The sequence below is a fragment of the Pantoea sp. y20 genome, from assembly GCF_054903455.1.
Map to the genome: position 1 here is coordinate 532891 of NZ_JBUBNJ010000002.1, position 22048 is coordinate 554938.

Below are 22048 nucleotides of genomic sequence, written 5' to 3' on the forward strand. Positions count from 1 at the left end.
CGATTTATCGCGCAAATAATTGCGCCGCTACGATTCGTGAACTCGGTAATTTACGCTTTCGCAAACGCCAACAAATCAGGATTAATCTGCTCAGGATGCGTCGCGAACATACCGTGCGACAAGCCTGGGTAGGTTTTCAGCGTGCCCTGTTTCAGCAGCTTAATCGCCTTATGCGCCGAATCATTAATCGGCACCACCTGATCGTCTTCCCCGTGCAGCACCAATACCGGCACCGTGATCGCTTTTAAATCTTCGGTAAAATCGGTTTCCGAGAACGCAGCGATACAGTCGTACTGCGCCTTAGCGCCGCCCGCCATGCCCTGACGCCACCAGTTATCGATCAAGCCCTGGCTCACTTTCGCACCCGGACGGTTAAAGCCGTAGAACGGCCCCGCTGGCACATCGATAAAGAACTGCGCGCGGTTAGCGGTTAGCGCCGAGCGGAAACCGTCAAACACTTCTTTTGGCAAACCTTCAGGATTGGCGGCGGTTTGCAACATGATTGGTGGCACGGCGCCCATCAACACTGCTTTCGCCACGCGACCTTTTTCGGCATGCGCCACATAACGCGCCACTTCGCCGCCACCGGTAGAGTGACCGATATGGATGGCATTGCGCAGGTCCAGCGCTTTGGCCAGTTCTGCCACGTCAGCGGCGTATGTGGTCATATCATTGCCGCTATCGGTTTGGTCGGAACGTCCGTGGCCGCGACGGTCGTGGGCGATAACGCGATAACCTTGTGCCAGGAAGAACAACATTTGGTTATCCCAGTCATCGGCGCTTAACGGCCAGCCGTGATGAAACACTACCGGTTGGGCGTTTTTTGGGCCCCAGTCTTTGTAAAAGATTTTGGTACCGTCTTGAGTGGTGATGATGCCGTTGCTCATGAGTAAGTCCTCTGTATGTGATTGTCTGCGTTCGATGGGCTTATTGTTATGGAAAGCGGCAGCGGCTAATATTGTCAAATATGACACATTAAGGGCCGTAACTGACAAATGATAAAAACTGACGAAAGCAGCGTTGTCGCGGAGATTGGCTTGGTGATCTATCCCGATTGCCAACTCGCGGCGATATATGGCTTAACCGATATGTTCAGGATTGCTGCGGAATGGGCCGAGAATATATCGGGTGAAGAGCGCAAGCGGACGATTCGTGTCTCACATTGGCAGATTGATGCGCACAGCGATCACATGGTTTGCGTCTGGGATAGCCATCCCGATACAGCACATCGCCTGAGCCACGTGATTGCGCCGCCAAGTCTGGTGGTGCCAGCGAAAATGGTGCCCATGAAGGTGCCCGCCGACTGGATGGGTGAGCTTTATGACGCAGGCGTAACGCTCTGTTCGGTGTGCGCCGGTGCCTTTGTGCTGGCCGAAACCGGACTAATCGATCACCGTCGCGCCACCACGCACTGGGCCTTTGCGCAGACGCTGTCGGAGCGTTTTCCTTCGGTAGACGTCGCGGTGGAAAATATGGTGATTGACGATGGCGACATTATTACCGCCGGTGGGATTTTGGCGTGGACCGATTTGGGTTTAACGCTGATCGAAAAAGTGCTCGGCACCGGCACCATGCTGGCGACCTCACGCTTTTTACTGATCGACCCGCCGCGACGCGAGCAAAGCACCTATTCGGCATTTATCCCCAATTTCGATCACGGCGATAGCCAGATTCTGCGCGCGCAGCATCATCTTCATGCCCATGTTGCCGAGCATCACAGCATTGAGAGCATGTCGGCGCTGGCAAGCATGACGCCACGTACTTTTCTGCGCCATTTCCAGAAAGCGACCGGCCTGCGGCCAACGGATTATTTGCAGCAGGTACGCATTATGAAAGCGCGCGATGCGCTAGAGCTGAGTAATCGTTCGGTCGATCAGATCGCCTGGGAGATCGGCTACAGCGACCCTTCCGCTTTCCGCAAAATTTTCCGCAAACTCACCGGCGTCACGCCCGGCCAGTATCGGCAGCGGTTTGGTACCCGGCAACATAATTAACGCCCATCACAGCAGGAAAATTGCCGTTTTCCTGCCATGATTACGTTCGTCCCGTTCCGATTACTTGCTAAGGATTCCTATGCCACTGCGTTCGCTTCAGGCTCTGTGTCTGGTTAACTTTTTTATGGCTGACGTACAAGATGGTCTTGGGCCTTTTCTCGGCATATTTCTGACAGAACGCCACTGGAATGCAGGAGATATTGGCTGGGTGATGACCGCCGGTGGCCTTGCAGGTCTGGTTGCCACCCTGCCGGCGGGTTTAGCCACAGACGCTACTCGCCATAAACGATCGTTGCTGCTCATCGGTTCACTCCTGATCACCCTATCCACCTTGCTGCTGTGGTATTTCCATCAGGGATGGATCGTGGTTTTATCGCAGATTGTGACTGGCCTTTCTGCCGCGCTCATCGCGCCGATGTTGACGGGTATTACCCTTGGCCTGGCCGGTCCGCAAGGATTCAGCCATCAAATGGGGAGAAATGAAGCCTTCAACCACGGCGGAAATATGACAGCCGCCATTATTGCGGGTGCTTCAGTGTGGTTGTGGGGCACGGGTGCGGTGTTTGTACTCATGACGACGATGGCGCTGTGCGCAGGTGCAGCCGTGCTGGCTATTCGCCATAACGACATCGATAACCTTGCCGCGCGCGGGCTTTCTGGCAGCGAATCGGCCAGCAACGTCCCGCGTCTTTATCAGATTGCCCGTAATCCTGCCGTCATTATTACGGGAGTTACGCTGTTACTCTTCCATCTTGGCAATGCCGCGCTGTTACCTATGCTGAGCCTGCGGGTGGCGGCAGCGCACAACGCAGCCATCAGCCCCGGACTTTATGCTGCCGCCACGGTGGTTATTTCACAATGTGTGATGATTCCCATGGCGCTGTATGCTGCACGTCACGCACCGCGTTTTGGCTACCCCGTGCTGATCACGGCGGCGCTGCTGGTGCTGCCATTACGTGCGTTGATTGCCTCCGCTTTTGACGGCGCTTATTTCATGATTCCGGTACAGATTCTGGATGGCGTAGCGGCGGGTCTGCTGGGCGTGGCGGTGCCGGGTTATATCGTGAAGGTGCTTGAGGGCAGCGGACATACCAATGCCGGTCAGGGTTTTATCATGCTCATGCAGGGCGTCGGCGCGGCAATGAGTCCCGCGTTGGCGGGAAACATTGCCGCAGCCTATTCCTATCGCAGTGCGTTTGCCGTGCTAGGCGCAATCGCCCTGGCGGCGCTGATCACCTGGTGGATAGGCAGCCGTTATTCAGAGAAAAACGGCGTGCCACGCTCAGCGCGTTCTTAGCTAAGGCTCAATTAACTCAGCTGGAAACGCCCAACGGTGTTCGCCAGCTGCGAGGCCTGATCTTCCAGCGAACTGGCGGCGGCAGACATCTCTTGCACCAGCGCGGCGTTCTGCTGCGTGGTGCTGTCCATCTCGTTCACCGCGATGGTCACCTGACTGATGCCGCGCGCCTGCTCATCGGAAGCAATCACAATTTCACCGATAATGGTGCGCACCGAATTCACCGCCTGCGTCATCTCCTGCATGGTCTTGCCCGCATCCTGCACCAGCTGCACGCCGCTGCCGACGCGCTGCGTGGATTCTTCAATCAGCGCGCCGATATCTTTCACCGCATTGGCGCTGCGTTGGGCCAGATTACGGACTTCCGACGCCACCACGGCAAAGCCGCGTCCTTGTTCTCCGGCACGCGCCGCTTCTACTGCGGCGTTCAGCGCCAGAATATTGGTCTGGAAGGCGATGCTATTGATGATGGCGGTGATGTCACCAATTTTCTTCGCGCTGTCGTCAATTTGCGCCATGGTTTGCACCACTTCGCCCACCAGCGTTTCACCACGGCTGGCAATGTGCGTAGCGTTGTCGGTGAGCGTTGTCGCCTGATGCGCGTTGGTGGCGTTGTGTTTCACCGTGGCAGTGATTTGCTCCATGCTGGCGGCCGTTTGCTCCAGCGCGGCAGCTTGCTGCTCGGTACGCGAGGCGAGATTGAGGTTGCCGCTGGCGATTTCACCCGCGCCCTGACGCACCGACGAACTGGCATCCTGAATCTGTCCCACGATATCGCGCAGCTGGTTCTGCATGGTATGCAGCGCATAGAACAAGCTGCTGTTATCGCGACCTTTCAACGTGATGACGTTATCGAGTTTGCCATCGGCGACGGCCAGCGCGATGGTCGCGGCTTCCAGCGGTTCGCCACCAATCGGCTTCAGCACTTTGCGGCTGAACAGCATGCCAAGCAGCGTACACACCACCAGAATGCTGATGATCATCAGGATCACCGCGTTAATCAGTTGACGATGCGCCGCCGCCATCACCTGGCTGACCGGCGCAACCACGCCGAGATACCATTTCTGATCGCTGTTACCAATCACCACCGGCTGCCAGGTCACCAGCGCATCTTCACCCAGCAACGCATCATGATGTTCCATCACGCTGCTGCTGAAGTTATGGGTATCACCTTTCCACGGCTTGCTGGTCTGGCTTTTATCCGGATAGGAAACCACATTACCCGCGCTGGAGAGCAACATCGCATAGCCGCTGCCATCCCACGGTTTGATTTTGTTGACCTTCTCCTGCAGCGACGCCAGCGAAATATCGGACGTCACCACGCCCCACAGTTTGCCCTGGCTCACAATCGGCGCCGCTACCGAAGTCAGCAGCGTCGGCACGCCGTTGTAGGCGTAGCTGTAAGGCTCAATCAGCATATCTTTCTGACTTTTTTGCGGCAGCAGATAGTAATCGCCCTGACCTGGCGTGAAGATCGAGGTCAGCGGATGCAGGTTAAAATTGCCGGTTTGATCGCGATCGACGAAGAAGGCGTAGCGACCTTTCGGTGCCGCATTGGCTTGGGTGGCGAACTCCGCGTCACGTCCGTCGAAGGCGTTCTCTTCGAAGATCACCGAGATCGACAGGTAATCGGGATTATCGCGCAGCGCCGATTCCATCAGCTTATCAGCAACTTTACGGTCCTGAATGCCCGCCGCTGGCAATGCGATCAAGCTGTGGCCGAGGTTATGCGCCACATCGCGCGCGTAGCTAAGTTCATGCTGAATTTGCAGCGCCTGGCTTTGTGCAATCTGCTGCAGATAGCTTTCGGCCAGTGACTTTTGTTCGTTACTGGATTGCCAGCTCAGCACGCCGATGGTTACGGCAAAGCCGAGTGTGATGGTTAAGGCGCCCGTCAGCAGCATCTGCGTGCGGGTGCTCATTGTTTTCTTGGGTGATGCGTGTTTGGCCATTATGGCGCTCCTGGAGTTGACACTTTTCGGTATTCAGAACCACTCCCTGTGCGCGTGCATCCTTTGAACACTCTATCGGCGCGCGGCGGTGGAACTTGATGGCAACGCACCAAACTCCGTTGGGGCGCCATTTATGGCGACCGTCATCAGGTCAGCGCCCAATACACGCTCTCTCTGCTGGTCAATGAGCCGATTACAGACTATTATTCAGCTCAATATATGAGCCGAATATCCGTTCTATTCAGCTCACGCGATTCAGGAGTGACTTTATGATGTGGATTTGGCAGCAGCCTGATTGGCCGCAGTTTCGCTGGCAGGATGAGAAATTACTGCCGCGCCTGCGCCAGTTGCAGCAGCAGCGCGGCGTCTTGCTGGGCCGCGCCAGCGTGCAAGATAACAGCGATCAACAAACGCTGGATACGCTGCTCAGCAATATCCTCTCTTCCTCAGCGATTGAAGATGAGCGCGTCAACGCGCAGTCGGTACGATCGTCCCTTGCCCGCCGTTTAGGTGTATCGCTCGATCAGCCTTACCCGGTTTCCGAACGTTCCGAAGGTTTGGCAACCATGATGATGGATGCCATCACGCAACGCGATCAGGAACTCACGTTGGCGCGTTTATGCCAGTGGCATCGCTGGTTATTCCCCGCAAGCGAATGGACCATCAAGCGACTGAATGTCGGCACGCTGCGCGGTGATGAACCGATGCAGGTCGTTTCGGGGCGTATCGATCGGCCAACAGTACATTTCGAAGCACCGCCGCGCGCCGGGCTGGAGGCACAGCTTGAAGAATTTATCGCGTGGTTTAATCACAGCCGCGCGGATCCGCTACTCGACCCGCTGTTGCGCGCCGCGCTGTGCCATCTGTGGTTCGTTACGCTGCACCCGTTTGATGACGGTAATGGACGCATCACCCGCGCCCTGACCGATTTGGCGCTGGCGCAGGCGGATAGCCAGAGCATCCGCTTGTATGCCATGTCCGCATCGATTCTGGCGCAACGTGCCGATTATTACCGCATCCTGCAGCAGACGCAGCGCGGTGCGCTGGACGTCACAGATTGGCTGCTGTGGTTTTGTGATGTGCTGAATGACAGCCTTGAGCGCGCGCTGGAAACCGTCACGCGCACGCAAAACAAAGCGCGCTTCTGGTTAATGCACAATGCTGCTGAGCTGAGTGCGGAGCAAACCCGCGTGCTGAATCGCTTACTGGATGGCGGTGAACAGGGATTTAACGCAGGCATAAGCGCCGGCCAGTATCAGAAGGTGGCGAAAGTGAGTAAAGCCACGGCGACGCGACATCTGACAGAACTGCTGGCGAAAGGTTGTCTGGAGAAATTACCCGGCGGCGGGCGCAGCACGCGCTACCAGATTAAACATTGATGAGTAACCAGGTGCGCATCAATGCGCACCTGACAAAACGGCTTAGGCCGCTTTAACCGCGCGGACTTTCTTTTCCGGCGCTACCGCTTCCGCTTCGCTCTCGGTTTCCGCAGCGGCTTCAGGCGTTGGCGCGACCTCTTCTGCCTTTACAATATCCGGCAGCTTGCTGGTGCGCAGGATATGCTGCACCGCGTCTTTCTGTTCAGCCAACAGCAGACCCAATGCTTCGGCCTGCGCTTCACCCAACTCTGGCTGATGTTGCTGTAGCCAATCGGTAAAGGCGTCTGCCATATCGAGCATTTTGTCCCAGGCATCCGCGTCTTTTTTATTGGCAAACGTCATCTTTTCTTCACCCTTTCTGACTACAACATATTTGGTTTCGACTGCCATGATGCACCTCGATTAACTGTATTTATATACAGTATATTCTGATCAAACTTTTCCAGGCAATGACTTTCTGCTGTTAAGCCAGTAATTCTTCCAGGAACAGCGCCAACGCTTTGCGCGGATCGTCCTCTTCCGAGACGATCATCTCAATGCCCCACTGCCCTAATACCTCTTTTGCCACCGGGTTATTGCGGTTGGTGAACAGGTACGATTTAGGACGCGCGGTGGCCAAGCCGGTTCGGCCCCACATTTTTGTCAGGCGGTAGAATAACAGACGAATATTGAAATCGCTGATGCTGTAGCCCACAAACAATACCGAGTTGCCCATGACGTCGTGCGTGAGTTTGATATCCAGCGGCGAATCAAAATAGAGGCGTTCAAAGTAGCTGCTTTCATCCAGCACAATTGACGTATCGTCGTCGAAATCACCATGCAGTTTGATGATGTGGCGCTTATCTTCAGTCAACGACACCAAATCTGCCGCGTTCGCTACTTTACTGTAAGGCACGTTGTGCGCCTCATGCGCCATTTCAAGCCAGCGATCGTAATTGGTGGTGTAGATGCGTGAGAAATTGCCTTGGGTGATCATGGTATGGATTTCAGAACTGCGCACGTCAATATCCGGGCGATGCCATTCGCGATCCATCCAGCTGCGCAGCGGTCCCAGCGAGCCTTTACGCTGCTTGTAATACTCCGCCAGCGACAGATGCGTGCCGTAGGTATTGAAGATTTTCGGGTCGTAGCCCAGCTCTTTAGCCAGGTGCGCAATCAGCTCATGCCATTCCGGCAGGCCAAGATTGCGTGAAATGCCTGCACCGGCGAACAGGATCAGTTTACCGGCGTCGTAGGCGCGTTTTAGCTCGGGTTTCATGCCAATCCCCGCGATGTTTTCAAAAAGGTTGCGAAGCGATCCAGCGCCAGGCGACGCATCGAAATCTCATTTTTCAGCTCGCCCATTTCGGCGAAGGTTTGCGTATGCCCTTCCGGGATAAACACGCAGTCCCATTGAAATTCGCGTGGACCAGCAGGCTCGGTGGCGATGGTGCCGCGCAGTTCGCCTTCGAACTGATACATTTTTTGCCCATCGCAATAGCCAAGCACGGTTTTTGCCGTGACGCAGGCGCTATCTAAACCGTTCACCAGTTTGGTGAAGCGCTCGGCATTCAGGCGGCTCCAGAAGATGCGCGTCAATCCGGCCGGTAAGCCGTTCAGGCCATCCAGATAGAGCCCGGTGTGTTCGACAAACAGTGGACGACCAATAATAGAGAACGCTTTGGTGAGCTTGTCGCGCACCAGTTCAACCTCATTTTCAGTCTGAATCTCTTCAATACGGCGTGCGATGGGCAGCACTTCGACACCGACCGGCTCAAGGATGGTACGCACCTCGGCCAGCTTTAGTTCATTGGCAGACAGGAATCGTATTTTCATTGCAATCAGTATGTTGAAGGTGAGTTTAAGCTCTGTAAAAGCCTTTCCGTTGGTCGTTGATTCTAGCGCGCCTACCGGGCACTGGGTAGGAACAATCTCTGATAGGAGAAAACAAAATTATGACTTTATCGATGCAAGAATCTAGAATAATTATGCGATTCAATTTAATAAATATGACAGTAAAAATGAGAACCTCAGATGATTTCTTATTTTAGCTCCAGATATTCCATGCTAAAAGATTTACCCTTCATTTTGCAGGGTAATAACCCAGAAAAAAAATTGCGCTTAACTCTGCTCATTGCTGGATTTTCCAGCATCCTGGCGGGTTTTTATATGGTAGCGACGAATTTCATTAAGGGAGAAAATGGTGTTTCCGCCTTATATTGCCTGAGCACCGCGATGGGATTTTATATTGTCATTGCGGCATTCCGTGACAAGCTGAACAAACATCTCTACATCATCGTGCATGCTTTGTTACTGATCATAATGCTGTTGTTTCTGCTGGATAATGACCACAGAGTAGAAAAACACTCAGAGTACAATTATCTGGTGGCGTTAACCGTCGGCTCAGCATTGGTATTACGCCAGCAAACACCTTACTTAAGTAAAATATTCCCGTTAATCTGCCTGGTGGTTTATCTGTTTTTTATCTCGACCGGATTAACCTGGCAACATAGCGCGTTTCAGCTCAATATTCCGCATGAATCCGGCTTTTATATCGTCAACTGTGCAGTGCCAATGATCGCGCTGTTGTTGACGGCATTCACGCTGCGCGGCAACTACTCCGAAACCGATTTGATCAAACGCGAACTTTCACAAGCCATCGAAAAGAATCAGCTGGAGCTCTATTACCAGCCACAAGTCGACAGCAATAAAAAGCTGATTGGATTTGAAGCCCTGCTGCGCTGGAAGCATCCTGTTAAAGGCTTTATCTCACCCGAAGTGTTTATTCCAGTGGCCGAAAAAAGTGGCTTGATTATCGACATTGGCAAGTGGGTGATGGAACACACCTTACAGCAAATCGCCGAATGGGATCGCGGTCAGCACCTTAGTGATTTGGTGTTTTCTGTTAACATCAGTCCGCTGCAGTTAATACACCGCGATTTCACCCAGGATACCTTGTTATCGCTGTCGCATTATAAAATCCGCCCCGAACGCCTCAAGTTTGAAATTACTGAAACCACCTTTGTCTACGACCAGAAGCGTATTGGCGACGTAATCAGCCATTTTAGCCAATTAGGTGTTAAATGGGCGATTGATGACTTTGGCGTCGGCTATTCATCGCTTAAATCGATCAGTGATTTTGCCATTGATGATATTAAGATTGATAAATCATTAATCATGCAGATTTTTAAAAATGAGTCATCGGCGATTGTGGTGCAGAAAACCATCGAGTTATCGCGTGAAATGGGTCTGAATGTGCTGGCTGAAGGCATCGAGAGTGAGGAGTATTTCACCTACCTGCGCGATAAAGGCTGTCATCTGTTTCAGGGCTACCATTTCGCCCGCCCGCTGCCGCCCGCAGATGCGCAGGTATGGATCAAAAAAGCCAAAATATAATCTGCTGTTTTACAGGGTCGCCATTTATGGCGACCGGCACACGAAATATTAACTAAAACAGCAGTTTCGCGAGGAAAAGTCCTAACCCAAGTGTCATGAATTGCATTGCTACCAGCCATTTAGTTTGTATCATTATCGCCTCATACAAATCGCTGTTTATCGACTCCACCTTAACTCCTCTGGACTCGACATCTTGCTTAGTCGCATCATTAGATTTGTTCGCTGGCACATCGGTGAAAAGTACATTAACCTGACTTTCAAGTCTGCTGCCTCTTTCCTGCATTCCCTTACCTCCGTTGAATGAATGCACATCACACAAAACCGTAAGCATCCTGGCACTAAAATATTTTTAAAACATTAGCGTTTCGAATAACAGAATGATGTTTTAGGGAGATCATTGGTCTAATTAGTGGAAGCCATAACTAACAATAGAAAATTTAATGTGAGCCGACCTAAAACCCAATGAAATAAAAAAAGCCCACAACTTTCACATCGTGAGCTTTCTCGCAAAATTAAGCAGAACAGAAAATTACTGATAAACAATCCCCGGCGGATTCACCTGCGAGGTTTCCACCGCCTCTTCCTGTTCGCCCCAGCGTGCCAATACTTGTTTGTACTCGCCGCTGGCAATCGCGCCATTGATCGCCTGCTGCAGTGCCACATCCAATCCATTACCTTTTTTAGTGGTCACCGCCACCCAAGCGCGGAACGGGCCGTGACCGACGATTTTGGTCTGCCCGCGCGAAGCGACTTTCCATGCTGCCAATGATTGAGGGCCAAACGTTGCATCCGCACGTCCCGAAAGCAGCGCCAGCGTGGCCGCCGCATCATCGTTGAGATAGATCGGCTGCACCGGCGCTAAGCCCTGCGCGCGGTTCTTCTCATCCCAGCTGAGTAAAATCCGCTCCTGATTGGTGCCCGAACCCACAATGATGCGCTTACCCGCCACATCTTCGCGGCCCTTAATCGCGGTTATCGCGCTGTTGGTTTTCACCGCAAAGGCGTGGTTATCCGCGCGATAAGTGGCGAAATCGAACTTCTTTTTGCGCTCTTCGGTGACGGCAATATTGAACATCGCCACGTCATACCGTCCAGCGGTAATACCCAGCGGCCAATCTTCCCAGGCGGCTGGCACCAGCTTCAGCTTTAAACCCAAACTGTCCGCCAGCAGACGCGCAATATCCGGATCGCTGCCGATCAGCGTTTTATTATCCGACGCCCATAAACCGATCGGCGGCGAGTTCATCGCCGTGGTGGCGACGGTCAAATAACCCGGATTCACAAAGTGAAAACCCGCCGGAATCTTCGCGATAGCCTGGGGATTCGCGGCTATATTGATCGGCGTTTCGTTGTTTTTGGCATCCAGCGTTTCTGCTGCGATGGCTGGCGCGCCTGACATCACTGTCAGCAACGCCGCAATAATCACTCTTTCCATTAAAGTACCCGCGCCAGAAAACGTTTGGTGCGCTCGTGGCGCGGCTGATTCAGCACCTGATTACTGCTGCCCTGCTCAACAATGCGTCCATCGACCATAAACACCACGTTGTCCGCCACTTCACGCGCAAAACCGACTTCGTGCGTGACAATCACCAGCGTGGTGCCGGAACGCGCCAGTTTTTTGATCACATCCAGCACTTCACCCACCAGCTCGGGATCAAGCGCTGACGTCGGTTCATCAAATAGCATCACGCGCGGATTGAGCATCAAGGCGCGCGCAATCGCGATGCGCTGCTGCTGGCCGCCCGACAAATGGCGCGGCCAGGCATCGGCTTTGTGGCGCAAACCGACCACATCCAGCAGCTCACCGGCACGATCAATCGCTTCACGGCGAGACAGTTGACGATGCGCAATCGGCGCTTCAATCAGATTCTCCAGCACCGTCAGATGCGGGAACAGATTGAAGTTCTGGAACACGTAGCCAACGTTGATGCGCTGACGCAGAATTGCCTGCTCTTTCAGCTCATACAGCTTGTCGCCGCGACGCTGATAACCGATGTAATCGCCATCGATCTGGATATAGCCTTCATCAACGCGCTCCAGATGGTTAATGGTGCGCAGCAGCGTCGATTTGCCCGAGCCAGACGGCCCGAGAATCACCGTCACCGATCCCGGTTCCAGCTCCAGTGACACATCATCCAGCGCTTTCAGTTTGCCGAACGACTTGCTCACGCCGGTAATGCTAATGGCGCCAGCGGTATGCAGATTGCGGTAATCAATGGCTTCGGACATGGGAAAGCTCCTCGGTTGCAGGTTTGGCGCTGCGGTTACGCCATTGACGCCAGCGCGACGGCTGCGGTTCACGGGTGACACTGCGCGCCAGCCAGCGCTCAACGCTGTGCTGCAACAGTGACAGAACGGTGGTGATGATCAGATACCAGGCCGCGCCGACCATCAGCAGCGGAATCACCTGCTGTGTGCGGTTGTAGATCATCTGAATGGTGTAAAACAGTTCCGGCATAGCCAGCACGTAAACCATTGAGGTGCCTTTGGCGAGGCTGATGATTTCATTAAAAGTGGTAGGAATAATCGCGCGCAGCGCCTGCGGCAGAATGATGCGGAAGGTACGGCGCGTGGAGGATAATCCCAGCGCCGAAGCCGCTTCAAACTGGCCGTGATCGACACCCAAAAAGCCGCCGCGAATGATCTCAGCACTATAAGCGCTCTGTACCAGCGTCAAACCAATCACCGCCGCCGGGAACTGGCCGAGCACATTGATGGTCTGGAAATGGCCCCACGACAGCGCGGTAAACGGAATGCCCAGCGACAGCGTGTCGTACAGATAGGAGAAGTTGTAGAGGATGATCAGCACCACGATCAGCGGCAGCGAGCGGAACAGCCAGATATAGCCAAACGCCAGCGTACTCAGCAGCCAGGATGACGAGAGGCGCGCCAGCGCCAGCAAACCGCCAAAAATCAGGCTGAGGAGGGTGCCAAACAGCGTCAGCAGCAGCGTTTGCCCCAAACCGCTGAGGATCACCGGATCAAAAAACCATTTGGCGAACACGCCCCATTCCCAGCGCGGATTGAACGCAACCGAATCAATCACGCTGGCCAGAATAAACAGCGCGACAATCGCGCCGACGGTACGTGCCGGATATCGCGCCGGCACCACGGTTAAACGTTGTGGTTCATTACGCATTACAACTCCTTAGCTGGCCTGCGCCACGCTATGTACATCAATCACTTTCAGGAAGCGCAAGCGTCCATCGTGTGGCGGCTGGCTGTAGACTTCCATATCCTCCAGCAGCTCAAACTGCGGCTGATAACCGTGGCCGATATACAACTTCACCGCTTCTGGCTGGCGGAAACCGGTGGTGAGAAACACGCGCTGATAGCCCGCACGCAGCGCACGGCGCTCCAGTTCCTGCAGGATCAGCAGCGCCAATCCCTGACGACGCAGATCGCTGCGCGTCCAGATGCGTTTAAACTCAGCGGTCACCTCGTCGTAGGGTTTATATGCGCCCATCGCGATGATCTCGCCGTCACGCTCCAGCACAATAAACAGCCCGCGCGGCGGCAAATACCATTCGGTCAGCTCCACCTCTTTTTGGCTGGTGAAGAACGCGCCGTAGCGCGCGGTATATTCACCAAACAGTCCGGTCAAAATCGGTTGCAGCTCAGGCGCTTCCGGTGATACTTCGCGGAACAGTTGCTCGCTCATGCTGCCTCCTTAATCGCCCAATCCGGCCGGATTGATCTCTGAACTGTCGATACGCTCCACGCCTTCACCCCAGCGCTTCAGCACCTTGTCGTAATCGCCGTTCTTGATCACGCCATTCAGCGCGGTGTTGATCGGCTGCACTAAACCGCCATCTTTCTTCACCGTCACCGCGATGTGCGCCGCTTTAGGCCAGCCGCCATCGACGCTGCCAACCAAACGCGTCTGCTTGGTCAGCGCCGCTTTCCAGGCGCCAATTACGTTCGGACCAAAGTAGGCATCGGCGCGGCCTGACTGCAGCGCCAGCGTTTGGGCCGCATCGTCTTTGGTATACACCGGCGTAAACGGCTTCAATCCTTTAGCCTGATTCTCTTTATCCCAGGCCAGCAGGATCGATTCCTGATTGGTGCCAGAGCCGACGATAATACGCAGTCCGGCAATATCTTCGGCTTTGGTCAGCGACTTAATTGGACTGCTGGATTTGACGTAAAAACCGAGTGAATCTTTGCGATAGGTGGCGAAATCGAAGCGCTCTTTGCGCTCTTTGGTGACGGTTACGTTACTGATCGCCGCATCGTATTTGCCCGATGCCACGCCCAGCGGCCAGTCTTCCCATGACGTTGGCACCACGTTGAGTTTCAGACCCAGGCTGTCGGCGACTAAGCGGGCGATATCCACTTCGCTGCCGAGCAGGGTTTTGTTGTCATCGCTGAACACCGTCAGCGGCGGCGAATTCAGCGCGGCGACCGCCACGGTGAACGAACCCGGCACGGCGAAGCGATGTCCAGCCGGGATCTGCGCCACTGCGGCGTCATTTTTCGCGGTATTGATCGGCGTTTTGTTGGCTTCAACACTGATGCTCTGACCGTTAACCGCCACATCTTCGGCGAATACGGCGCTGCTCATGCCCAGCAACAACAGCGCAATAAGGGATTTTTTCTGCATAGCGTCTATTCTCAAGTTTTATTTTTGTGTGTATTGGTTAACCGGATCTTTCAGACCAAAGCTGGCGCGCAGCGTGGTTCCGGGGTATTTGCTGCGGGTTAAACCGCGCGCTTGCAGAATCGGTACCACGCGATCAACAAAGCGTTCGAAGGTATCTGGCGTGCCGCCCTGAATGATGAAGCCATCGGTCGCTTCGCTCTCAAACCACAGCTGCAAACCGTCGGCCACCTGCTCTGGCGTGCCGTGGAACAGCGGACGCGGCGTTGCGGCTTCCAGCGCCGCCTGGCGCAGCGTGTGGCCATGCTCGCGCGCCTTGCGTTTGATTTCGTCGGTGGTGCTGCGGAAGCTGTTTTGCCCGATATCGCCGAGTTCCGGGAACGGCTCATCCAGCGGATATTGTGAGAAATCGTGATGATCGAAGAAGCGACCGAGATAGTTGAGCGCATCTTTGATGGAAACCAGCGCGGCGGTGGTTTGATACTGCTGCTCCACATCTTCCGCACTGTCGCCAACAATCACGCCAACGCCCTGGAAAATGTGCAGATCGCCCGGTTCGCGGCCATTCGCCACCAGCTGTTTTTTCACATCGCGGTAGAACGCCTGCGCCTCTTCGCGCGTCGGCTGATGGGTAAAGATGGCGTCGGCGTGTTTAGCGGCCAGCTTGCGGCCATCTTCCGATGCGCCCGCCTGGAACACCACCGGACGTCCTTGCGGCGTACGTTCGATATTCAGCGGCCCTTGCACCTGGAAGAAATCGCCGTGGTGATTCAGCGTGTGCAGCTTCTCAGGATCAAAGAACTGGCCGCTCTCTTTATTACGCACGAAAGCGTCGCCTTCCCACGAATCCCACAGCCCTTTCACCACTTGCAGATACTCATCAGCGATGCGGTAGCGCAGCGCGTGTTCCGGATGCTGCTGGCGCGAGAAGTTCTTCGCCGAACCTTCCAGCGGCGAGGTCACCACGTTCCAGCCCGCGCGACCGCCGCTCAGATGATCGAGGCTGGCAAACTGCCGCGCCACGGTGAACGGCTCGCTGTATGAGGTGGAAACCGTGCCGACCAAACCAAGATGCTCAGTAACGCCCGCCAGCGCCGACAGCAAGGTCAGCGGCTCGAAGCGATTGAGGAAGTGGGGAATCGATTTTTCGTTGATAAACAGGCCATCAGCAACAAACAGGAAATCCAGCTTGCCCGCTTCAGCCTTGCGCGCAATGTGTTTGGCGTAATCAAAATTGATGCTGGCATCGGCCAGCGCCGCCGGATGACGCCACGCGGACATATTGCCGGACGCGCCATGCAGAATGGTGCCCAATCGCAGTTGTCTTGCAGTCATAATGTTCTCTCTTTTGCCAAGGCGCAGCCTGACGGCGACATGCCTGTCGCCGTGCAGAACCGGAATTAAAAGGGTGAATCGCGTTAGTTCAGAATGGCGTCACGACATCGCGCGTTGAGGTGCTGCAACGCTTGCTGAGCCAGTTGCGTAAAATAGTGAGCAGCGGGGGCAATCAGCGCTTCATCAGGATTGAAGCCGCCATGATGCAGACCAAATTCGCTCGCGCTGCCAATGCTGACAAACGCGCCGGGGATCTGCTGTAAGTAGTAGGCAAAATCTTCGCCGCCGAGATGTAACTCAGCGGTCTGCACGCGGTATCCCGCCTGCTGCGCCACGTTGCTGGCAAACTGCGCCCAGCGCGCATCGTTCTCCAGCACCGGCGGACCCGGATGCCAGCTGAAGGTGGCGCTGGCACCGTTGGCGGCGGCGATATTCTCCACCAGCGTGCGGGCGCGCTGCTCCAGCTCCGCGCGCACCTGTTTGTCATGGGTGCGCACCGTGCCGCCAAATTCGGCCTCGCCGGGCAGTACGTTCCAGGTTTTGCCAGCGTCGATACGCGTGACGCTGAGCACTAAGCTGTCCAGCGTATTGAAGCTGCGGCTGGTGAGCGATTGCAGCGCCTGAATAATCTGGCTGGCGACCACAATGCTGTCCACGCCCTCTTCCGGATGCGCGGCATGCGCGCCTTTGCCGGAAACGCGCACGATAAATTTATCCGCATTGGCGTAAAACGCGCCGCCACGGGTGGCGAAGGTGCCGGTCGACAAACCGGGTTCATTGTGCATGCCGAAAATCGCCTGCACACCGTCCAGCACGCCCGCATTGATCAACTGGCGTGCGCCGGTGGCGTTCTCTTCCGCCGGTTGGAACAGAATACGGATGCGCCCCGGCAAGTGATCTTCAACGGCTTTCAGCTGCAAGGCCGCGCCCAGCATCACCGCGCTGTGAACATCGTGGCCGCAGGCGTGCATTACGCCGCTGTTGCGCGAGCGGTAAGTGAGTCCGGTGGCTTCGTGAATCGGTAGCGCATCGATATCGGCGCGCAGCGCAATCAACGTGTCGCCGTGCCCCACTTCTACGATTACGCCGGTTTCCAGCGGATAATCCAGCAGACGCAAACCGGCGTCCTGTAACCAGCGGCGCAGGCGCGCGGTGGTTTCGACTTCGCGACCGGATAACTCCGGCCAGCTGTGCAGCTCACGTCGCCAGTCAATCAGCTGATGTTCGCTAAATTGCGTCATACCTGCCTCCGGAAGCAGCGAATCATGCGGTGACTAAACGGTGAGTGGCCAACAGTTCGAGTGATTTCACGCGCGCCTGCTCTTCAGCCACCGGCGTATCAATCACGAACTCTTCAATGCCAAAATTCTGATGCAGCTCATCCAGCTTGGCATGCACCTGCGCGGCGGTGCCTTTCAGCAGCGATGGCGTGCGCGGTTCAATCACGTAATCGGTATAACCGCCCTGACGCACGTAGCGTTCGGCCTGCTCGACGCTGCCGACGTTAACGCTGGGGCCATCTTTCACGCTGACGTGGTAAACGCGCAGGTTATCCACCAGCAGATCGGCTTCCGCCGGCGAATCCGCCACCACCACTTGCACCGCCACCAGCGCGCGCTGGCCGTTGCTGTGTTGGCGATAGCTGTTGAGGACTTTTTCCATCAGTTGCGGATCGCCGTTGTGATGCGCCGCAAACACCAGCTGCCAGCCGAGTTCTGCCGCCAGTTTAGCGCTCTCTTCGCTGGCACCCAGCAGGAAGCGATTGGCCGGACGCGGCGGCTGCGGCGTGGCGCGCAGAATCTCTTCATCGCCCACTGGCGGCACTTGCAACCAGCTATCCAGCAGCGTCAATTGCTCGGCGAAGCTGCCTTTCTCCTGCGGATGCACGCCGAGCTGCAACGCACGCGTTGAGAGTGGCAAGCCGCCTGGCGCTTTGCCGACCCCAACGTCAATGCGGCCCGGCGCTAAGGACGCCAGCAAGTTGAAGTTTTCCGCCACTTTGTACGGGCTGTAGTGTTGCAGCATCACGCCGCCGGAGCCGACGCGAATATGTTGCGTCTGGCCGATGATCCAGGCGATCAGCAGTTCCGGCGACGGACTCGCCAGGCGATCGGTATTGTGGTGTTCCGCTAACCAGAAACGGTGATAGCCCCAGGCTTCCGCCTGCTGCGCCAGCTGTAACGTGCGGTGAAGCGCGTGGCTGGCTGTCTCTCCGTCGGCAATCGGCGATTTATCCAGCAAACTCAGTCGGTATGACATGCGCCTTATCCTTTTCGTCATGAATATGGCGAGTAGTTTGTGGCGGAGAAGGCGGATTCGTAAAACATGATATTGTCGTATCTATATTTACTTTATGCATATCAGGGAGATAGATTGGACCATGTGGTTTAAACTCCTTTGAAAACACACAATTATCCCCACAGGATATGGATTGTTGTGGTGATGTTTTGAAAATGTGACACTCAATATAAAATTATTAAAACATCGTTTCAAAATGTGACGCAATTCATCCAATCGCCATTCCCTTATTTTTCCAGCCACTATTTTCTCTATGCTGACACCACGCGGCATCCTTCGACAAATTAATGCGCCGCACCTTCCTGCCTCCCCTTAGCTGGAGAAAAAGCATGACGTTTAAAAAATTACTTCTGGTCGTTTCGTTATCCTCTGCAGCAGCGTTTTGCCCGGCAGTGGCTTCCGCCAAGGTCATTAAAGTGGCCGAAGTTCAACCGGCGGGTTATCCCACCGTGGTGGCGCTTGAACACATGGGCGAGAAGCTAAAAAAAGCCACTGATGGCCGATTAGAAATGAAGGTTTACGCCGGTGGCGTACTAGGCGATGAAGACCAAACGCTGCAGCAGGTGCAACTGGGCGCCATTGACATGATCCGTGTTTCGCTGGCACCGGTCACCACCATCGCGCCAGAAACCAGCGTATTAACCTTGCCGTATGTTTTTCGCGATGAGGATCATATGCACAAGGTGCTTGATGGTGATATCGGGAAAAATATCGTCGAGAAATTCGATAACGATCCTAACGCCCGCATGATATTCCTCGGCTGGACCGACGCCGGTGTGCGCAACATGATCACTAAAAAGCCAATCGCCAAACCCGACGATCTTAAGGGTATGAAAATCCGCGTGCAAAACAGTGCGATTTCGTTGGCGACCTTAAAAGCCATGGGCGCAAACCCGGTGGCAATGGGCGTGAGCGAAGTGTTTAGCGCCATGCAAACCGGCGTGGTGGATGGCACTGAAAACAACCCGCCAACCTTTGTTGCCCACAACTATATGCCCGTCGCCAAATACTACACCCTCACCAGCCACTTCATTCAGCCTGAAATGATTCTCTACTCTAAACCGTTGTGGAATCGCCTCTCGGCTGACGACCAGGCGTTGCTGAAGAAATTAGGCAAAGAGGCACAGGAGGAAGAACGTCAGCTCTGGGCAACTTACACCCAACAATCCATTGAGAAGATGAAAGCCGGTGGCGTGACCTTCCAGGAAACCGATCGTGAAACCTTCATGAAAGCCACCCAGCCAGTGCGCGATCAGTTTGGCGGGAAATATCAGGATTTGATGAAACAAATTGCTGATGTGAAGTAATCCTCCCCACGCCACGTGCCTGCGTGGCGTTTTAATCAGGTAAACATTATGACTGCATACTCTCGTCTGATGGATGGGCTTTATTTGCTGTGCATGGCGATCGCCGCTGTTGCCTTGTTGATCATGGTGACGGTGATTCCCATCGGGATTTTCACCCGCTATGTGCTGAACGACGCGTTATCCTGGCCAGAACCGGTCGCCATCATTTGCATGGTCATCTTTACCTTTATTGGTGCGCCAGTCGGGTTCCGCGCCGGTACGCATATTTGCGTCTCGATAATGACCGACCGGCTCTCGCCGGTGAATCAGCGCTGGCTGCTGAAGTTGTCTGACGCGCTGATGATCATCACCTGTCTGGTGATTTTCCGCGCCAGTTACAACCTGTGTGAAGCGATGTGGGTGCAAACGCTGGCCTCATTACCGGTGGTGACCTATGGCGAAATGTATCTGCCGATCCCAATCGGCGCGATTTTCACCCTGCTGTTTGTCATTGAAAGATTGGTTAATGGCGATCAAAGCCAACGCGCCATCGTGACTCTTGGCGGCACCCACTAAGCGGAGAAGAAAATGGACGCACTGATTTTGATAGGCAGTTTGGTGGTATTACTGCTGGTGGGTTTCCCGGTGGCATTTGCCGTTGGATTGAGCGCGTTTATCGGGGCATGGTGGATCGATTTACCACTGGAAGCGGTGGTAATTCAGATTACCAACGGCATAAATAAGTTTTCACTGTTAACCATTCCGTTCTTCATTTTGGCTGGTGCGATTATGGCGGAAGGCGGCATTGCCCGACGGCTGGTCAACTTTGCCTATATTTTCGTTGGTTTTATTCGTGGCGGTTTGTCGCTGGTGAATATTGTCGCCTCAACCTTTTTTGGCGCGATTTCGGGCTCTTCGGTGGCGGATACCGCCTCGATTGGTTCCGTGATGATTCCGCAGATGGAGGAGAAAGGCTATCCGCGTGATTTCGCTGCGGCGGTAACGGCCAGCGGCTCGGTACAAGCGGTGTTAACCCCGCCCAGCCATAACTCGGTGATTTATTCGCTCGCCACCGGCGGTGTTGTCACCATCTCATCGCTGTTTGTCGCCGGCATCATTCCTGGCCTGTTACTGGGTTTTTGCTTAATGGTAATGTGCCTGGGATTTGCGCGTAAACGCGGCTATCCCAAAGGTGAGCGCATCCCTTACAAGCAGGCGTTGAAAATCTTCTTCGATGCGTTTTGGGGATTGTTCACCATTTTCATCATTCTCGGCGGAATTCTGTCCGGCGTGTTCACCGCCTCGGAATCGGCAGCCATTGCCTGCATCTGGGCGTTCTTTGTCACCATGTTTATTTATCGTGATTTCAAATGGACGCAATTGCATATTCTGGTGTTTCGTACCATCAAAACGGTAACCATTGTGATGGTGTTGATCGCCTTCGCCGCCGGTTTTGGTGCGGTAATGACCTTTATGCAATTACCCACCATTATTACCGAAGCCTTTACCCAATTTTCCAGTAACAAGTATGTGATTTTGATGTGCATTAATCTGCTGCTACTGGTGGTGGGGACGCTAATGGATATGGCACCGCTGATCCTGATTCTGACGCCGGTACTATTACCGGTAGCCACCGCACTCGGCGTCGATCCGGTGCATTTCGGCATGATAATGCTAACCAACTTAGGCATTGGTTTAATTACGCCACCGGTCGGCACGGTACTATTTGTCGCCAGCGCAGTGAGTAAGCAAAAGATTGAGCAAGTGGTCACCGCCATGCTGCCTTTCTATGGCGTGTTGTTTATTGTGCTGATGTTGATTACCTATATTCCGGCGTTATCGCTATGGCTACCGCGTTTAATGGGCGTGATGTAACAACCGGTCAAATCATTGTGCTTTAAATCTGCTGCGGGCTCTGACACATCTACTGCGTCACGGGCCGTCCTCGCACCGCTAGCGCGGTACCTTCGGCTTTCACGTCGTGCCGACGGATCATTCGGGGATCGGCCGTCCTGGCCGGCCCCGAACTGCCTCACGCATCCCTGCGTGAGGCTCCTGGCCCAACGTAAAAGCCTCAGCGCTGCGGATAGCCCTTTTGCCGCAGCAGACGCGTCAGCGCCTCTGGCAAATGTGCCCTTTTCAACAACACGCACTGAAGGTTTGGAGCAGGCCGGGGCCGCTTTTGGGCCGGCAATCCGCAGCGCTGAACGAAGCGAGGAAGCCAGGAGAGCCCGCAGGACGCGGGCGAAAGGCGGAGCCGGGACAGGACGTCCCGTCTCCGCCGGTCCGTCAGGCAGACGAGCGAAGTGAAGGTACCGCGTAAGCGGCGCGAGGACCGCCGGACCAAAAGTGGCACCGGTCAGCGCCATCGCCAATGGCTTAGCTAATAAGCATTACGCCATTTATGGCGCCCCATCGTATGAACAGAACGCCTATTTATTTTTTTTAGCAAAGCTTAGTGCAATTCCTTGGTTCAACTCCCGTGTGCGGCATTCAATGATGAAAACCGCCCGTCGGGCTATTGATTAAAAA

Annotated in this window: 21 protein-coding genes; 8 read left to right on the forward strand and 13 right to left on the reverse strand. The window is 54.7% G+C overall.

Features of this window, described 5'->3' with window-relative positions; translation table 11 throughout:
- Window positions 1-50: 50 nt before the first annotated feature.
- A complete protein-coding gene (locus tag ACYAC5_RS22300; protein WP_271460351.1) occupies window positions 51-887 on the reverse strand; it encodes an alpha/beta fold hydrolase in 837 nt (278 codons plus the stop codon).
- 108 nt (window positions 888-995) lie between these two features.
- Here ACYAC5_RS22300 and ACYAC5_RS22305 point away from each other — a divergent pair, with 108 nt between their 5' ends.
- Entirely contained in the window at window positions 996-1994 is a 999-nt protein-coding gene (locus ACYAC5_RS22305; RefSeq protein WP_462063088.1) for a GlxA family transcriptional regulator, read from the forward strand.
- A gap of 79 nt (window positions 1995-2073) precedes the next feature.
- The gene (locus tag ACYAC5_RS22310; RefSeq protein ID WP_462063091.1) at window positions 2074-3291 is read left to right on the forward strand and encodes an MFS transporter; all 1218 of its coding nucleotides are present in this window, start codon (window positions 2074-2076) and stop codon (window positions 3289-3291) included.
- 11 nt (window positions 3292-3302) lie between these two features.
- Here the strand turns inward: ACYAC5_RS22310 and ACYAC5_RS22315 are convergent, their stop codons facing one another.
- Window positions 3303-5243 (reverse strand): methyl-accepting chemotaxis protein, encoded by a 1941-nt coding sequence (locus tag ACYAC5_RS22315; RefSeq protein ID WP_110866973.1) that lies wholly within the window; start codon window positions 5241-5243, stop codon window positions 3303-3305.
- Window positions 5244-5515: 272 nt separating this feature from the next.
- Here ACYAC5_RS22315 and ACYAC5_RS22320 point away from each other — a divergent pair, with 272 nt between their 5' ends.
- The gene (locus ACYAC5_RS22320; protein WP_462063419.1) at window positions 5516-6622 is read left to right on the forward strand and encodes a Fic family protein; all 1107 of its coding nucleotides are present in this window, start codon (window positions 5516-5518) and stop codon (window positions 6620-6622) included.
- Window positions 6623-6664: 42 nt separating this feature from the next.
- On the opposite strand, the gene ACYAC5_RS22325 is transcribed toward ACYAC5_RS22320, so the two are convergent.
- The 3 genes from ACYAC5_RS22325 to ACYAC5_RS22335 all read right to left on the reverse strand — a co-directional run bounded on the left by ACYAC5_RS22325 (window position 6665) and on the right by ACYAC5_RS22335 (window position 8437).
- Entirely contained in the window at window positions 6665-7012 is a 348-nt protein-coding gene (locus ACYAC5_RS22325) for a YebG family protein (protein ID WP_217548088.1), read from the reverse strand.
- A gap of 73 nt (window positions 7013-7085) precedes the next feature.
- A complete protein-coding gene (locus tag ACYAC5_RS22330; RefSeq protein WP_008108794.1) occupies window positions 7086-7880 on the reverse strand; it encodes an SIR2 family protein in 795 nt (264 codons plus the stop codon).
- Window positions 7877-8437, reverse strand: a complete 561-nt coding sequence (locus tag ACYAC5_RS22335; protein WP_101761408.1) for a non-canonical purine NTP pyrophosphatase — start codon at window positions 8435-8437, stop codon at window positions 7877-7879. Before ACYAC5_RS22335 ends, ACYAC5_RS22330 begins: the two co-directional genes overlap by 4 nt.
- A 399-nt stretch (window positions 8438-8836) precedes the next feature.
- Between ACYAC5_RS22335 and ACYAC5_RS22340 the strand changes: the two genes are divergently transcribed.
- Window positions 8837-9997: a putative bifunctional diguanylate cyclase/phosphodiesterase gene (locus tag ACYAC5_RS22340; protein ID WP_225614485.1), complete on the forward strand. Its 1161-nt coding sequence runs from the start codon at window positions 8837-8839 to the stop codon at window positions 9995-9997.
- 529 nt (window positions 9998-10526) lie between these two features.
- Here ACYAC5_RS22340 and ACYAC5_RS22345 read toward each other — a convergent pair.
- From ACYAC5_RS22345 to ACYAC5_RS22380, 8 genes are all read right to left on the reverse strand, one after another.
- Window positions 10527-11432, reverse strand: a complete 906-nt coding sequence (locus ACYAC5_RS22345; RefSeq protein ID WP_192235003.1) for an ABC transporter substrate-binding protein — start codon at window positions 11430-11432, stop codon at window positions 10527-10529.
- The gene (locus ACYAC5_RS22350; RefSeq protein ID WP_110868468.1) at window positions 11432-12226 is read right to left on the reverse strand and encodes an amino acid ABC transporter ATP-binding protein; all 795 of its coding nucleotides are present in this window, start codon (window positions 12224-12226) and stop codon (window positions 11432-11434) included. The genes ACYAC5_RS22345 and ACYAC5_RS22350 overlap by 1 nt, the downstream gene beginning before the upstream one ends.
- A complete protein-coding gene (locus ACYAC5_RS22355; RefSeq protein WP_462063094.1) occupies window positions 12210-13136 on the reverse strand; it encodes an amino acid ABC transporter permease in 927 nt (308 codons plus the stop codon). Before ACYAC5_RS22355 ends, ACYAC5_RS22350 begins: the two co-directional genes overlap by 17 nt.
- A gap of 9 nt (window positions 13137-13145) precedes the next feature.
- The gene (locus ACYAC5_RS22360; RefSeq protein WP_101761402.1) at window positions 13146-13658 is read right to left on the reverse strand and encodes a GNAT family N-acetyltransferase; all 513 of its coding nucleotides are present in this window, start codon (window positions 13656-13658) and stop codon (window positions 13146-13148) included.
- A gap of 9 nt (window positions 13659-13667) precedes the next feature.
- Complete coding sequence (locus ACYAC5_RS22365; protein WP_462063095.1) at window positions 13668-14600, reverse strand: ABC transporter substrate-binding protein; 933 nt, start codon at window positions 14598-14600, stop codon at window positions 13668-13670.
- Window positions 14601-14618: 18 nt separating this feature from the next.
- On the reverse strand, window positions 14619-15932 hold the full coding sequence (locus ACYAC5_RS22370) for an LLM class flavin-dependent oxidoreductase (protein ID WP_462063096.1): 1314 nt from the start codon (window positions 15930-15932) through the stop codon (window positions 14619-14621).
- A gap of 83 nt (window positions 15933-16015) precedes the next feature.
- The gene (locus tag ACYAC5_RS22375; protein WP_309837688.1) at window positions 16016-17173 is read right to left on the reverse strand and encodes an amidohydrolase; all 1158 of its coding nucleotides are present in this window, start codon (window positions 17171-17173) and stop codon (window positions 16016-16018) included.
- Window positions 17174-17195: 22 nt separating this feature from the next.
- Window positions 17196-18191, reverse strand: coding sequence for an MsnO8 family LLM class oxidoreductase (locus ACYAC5_RS22380; protein ID WP_462063098.1), 996 nt, complete (start codon window positions 18189-18191; stop codon window positions 17196-17198).
- Between the two features lie 368 nt (window positions 18192-18559).
- Between ACYAC5_RS22380 and ACYAC5_RS22385 the strand changes: the two genes are divergently transcribed.
- The 4 genes from ACYAC5_RS22385 to ACYAC5_RS22400 all read left to right on the forward strand — a co-directional run bounded on the left by ACYAC5_RS22385 (window position 18560) and on the right by ACYAC5_RS22400 (window position 22045).
- Complete coding sequence (locus tag ACYAC5_RS22385) at window positions 18560-19537, forward strand: TRAP transporter substrate-binding protein (protein ID WP_462063099.1); 978 nt, start codon at window positions 18560-18562, stop codon at window positions 19535-19537.
- Window positions 19538-19585: 48 nt separating this feature from the next.
- Complete coding sequence (locus ACYAC5_RS22390; protein WP_462063100.1) at window positions 19586-20092, forward strand: TRAP transporter small permease; 507 nt, start codon at window positions 19586-19588, stop codon at window positions 20090-20092.
- A 12-nt stretch (window positions 20093-20104) separates the two neighbouring features.
- Window positions 20105-21391: a TRAP transporter large permease gene (locus ACYAC5_RS22395; protein WP_101761395.1), complete on the forward strand. Its 1287-nt coding sequence runs from the start codon at window positions 20105-20107 to the stop codon at window positions 21389-21391.
- 474 nt (window positions 21392-21865) lie between these two features.
- Window positions 21866-22045, forward strand: a complete 180-nt coding sequence (locus ACYAC5_RS22400; protein WP_210080278.1) for a hypothetical protein — start codon at window positions 21866-21868, stop codon at window positions 22043-22045.
- Window positions 22046-22048: the final 3 nt, after the last annotated feature.